Source organism: Methylobacterium sp. B1, assembly GCF_000333255.1.
GTDB classification, from domain to species: domain Bacteria; phylum Pseudomonadota; class Alphaproteobacteria; order Rhizobiales; family Beijerinckiaceae; genus Methylobacterium; species Methylobacterium fujisawaense.
Window position 1 is genome coordinate 1 of sequence record NZ_BACT01000756.1, and the last position, 2,331, is coordinate 2,331.

Annotated in this window: 1 protein-coding gene and 1 pseudogene; both read right to left on the bottom strand. The window is 70.2% G+C overall.

Annotated elements, in window-relative coordinates; translation table 11 throughout:
- Nucleotides 1–338, bottom strand: a pseudogene (locus I53_RS31705) (histidine kinase); the annotation flags it as partial.
- Between the two features lie 857 nt (nucleotides 339–1,195).
- Nucleotides 1,196–2,331: ATP-binding cassette domain-containing protein (locus tag I53_RS22130; RefSeq protein WP_210161593.1), on the bottom strand; the 1,136-nt coding region annotated here is incomplete at its 5' end.

A 2,331-nucleotide genomic window follows, 5' to 3' on the forward strand; every position in this document is an offset into this window, starting at 1 on the left:
TGTCCTTGTAGGAGAGCGTCCCGCCGGCCAGTCCGACACGCATCACGTTGTCGTTGAAATCGACGATCTCGGGCCAGCCCTTCGCGCACCTTGGAGCCGAGGAGCTTGGGATGGCGCGCCCCCGCGAAGACGGAATAGGCATCGTTGTAGATCATGATGCCGTCTTCGCCCCACAGCAGCACGATCGGCACCGGCGATTGCAGCAGGGTGCTGACCGTGAAGATCAGGCTCTGGGGCCAATCCGCCAGGGGCCCCAGCGGCGTCTGCGTCCAATCATAGGTCCGGACCAGGTCTGCGAGTTCGCTGCAGCCGGCCGAGAAGATGCAGGCCTCGCTCATGCGGTGACCGACTGAAGAGGCTCCAGCCCGGGCGAGCGCCGCGGGACTGGAGCGGGGACCGTTCCGCGACCGGCCCGGGGGCGGCCCGTCGTGCAGATCACGACCAGGTACTACACAGCCCCGGGGCTTGATAGGGGCGCCCTCATCGTCGAAGCGGCCATCGGCTCCGGGTCTTGCGACCATCCGACGGGTCCGGAAAGCCTTCACGGCGCGCCTGGGGTTCTCGCAGGCCCCCCTGTCGCCGCGCCGATTCGCGTCGGCGTCGTGGACGAGGAGGCTGCTGGCGTGCCCGACGCCTTCGGCCGTCGAGACCCGGGCGGGATCGTTCGGGGCATCGCGGGTAGCCTGCATGCCCCCGGCTGATCGGGTCCGAAGGGTGAGTTTTGCTTGCAGGCCGATCGCCTGGACGGCACCGGCGCGATCGAGACGCTGTTCGATGGTACCGATTCGCTCGGCGCCGCACGATGCCAGCGCCGGTAAAGGCGCGAAGGCGGCGGTCAGGATGGTGAGGGTGGCCAGGACGAGGCGCATCGGCGAATGGACTTTCCAAGGGTCGGCAGCATCCGGGATCCGCTCGGCGAGCGCATAATCCGATGCCGTCCCGCGATCGCCGCCAGCTGCCAGCACAAGCGTCGCCCGCGCCCGGATGACGCTGCCGGCGATCGACAGGGCGGGGAGCAGTGTTCCGGGCTCCAGCGTGGCGACGAAGCGGAGGCCGCCATCCGGCGTCCGGATGAGCAGATCCGCCTGGCCTTCCTGCAGGGTGGCCGGCGCAACGGCCTCGACCGCGACGATCTCGCCGCGCTCGAGAGGCCAGACCATGGAGGCGCCCCCGGGCGCGCGGGCGGCGGGATCGCTCACGATGTCATGCTCCCAACGGCCGCGAGCCGTTGCGCGGGCGCGCTGCGCCGGGCCGGGGCCCGAGACGTCTGCTCCTCCAAGGGGTGCAGGTGCCCACCCGCCAGGCGAAAGACCCGATCGAGGTGCGCGGTGGCGCCGAGCCTACTGGTCAGAAGGATGAAGGTGATCCCGCGCCGGCGCAGGTTCTCGATGACGCGCGCCTCCGTCTCTTCATCCAGATTGCTGGTCGCGTCGTCCAGCACGAGCAGGCGCGGCTGGTCGACCAGCGCGCGGGCGATGGCGAGGCGCTGCTGCTCGCCCACGCTGAAACCGGTGCCGTTCTCGCCGATCGGCCCGTCCAGCCCCCCGGGACGACCGAGGATCACGTCCCGGATCTCGGCATCGGCGAGCGCCCGGGACAGCACGGCGGGCGGCACGCCGTCGTTCCAGAAGGTGACTGCGCTGCGCAGGCTCCCCCGCGGGAAGAAGGGCTGCTGATCCACGAAGGCGATCCCGCGGCAATCCCGTATCCAGGCCGTGGCCCGCGCCGTCTGCCCGGCGTCCTCCGCCTCGTACAGGACATCGCCCTTGTCGGGCGGCACCAGGCCGACGATCAGTCGGGCGAGCGTGCTCTTGCCGCTGCCCGAGCCGCCCAAGAGGCCGATCGCTTCGCCCGGCGCGATGGTGAGGTCCGTCTCCGACAGGATGGCGGGACTGCCCGGGTACGCGAACGCGATGCCGCGGAACCTGACGCCTCCCGTTGCCGTCGGAGCCGAACCGGTCTCGACCGCGCGGATCGGTGGGGCGTCGGTCGGCGTGGTCGAGTGGTCGAGGGCGTCACCGAGGCGACCGAGTGCGGCGGTCGCTTGACCGACCGCGGTGCCGATCCCCGTGAAGGCGTTCAGGGCCGCCGAGAACAGGCCGGACAGGGCGAGGAAGCCCACAAGTTCGCCGATGCTCATCCCAGTATGGATGATCAGCAGTGTTCCCGCGCCGAGGATGACGAGCGTGGTGATGCGGCTCATCGCATAGGGCAGCGCCGCCATGAGATGAAGGACGCGGCCGCTCGACTGTTCGGCGTTGACGAGTTCCGCCTCCGCCTGGATCATCCNGNNTGACAGNATGCCGTCGCTGCCGGTGGCCCGTGCTGCTC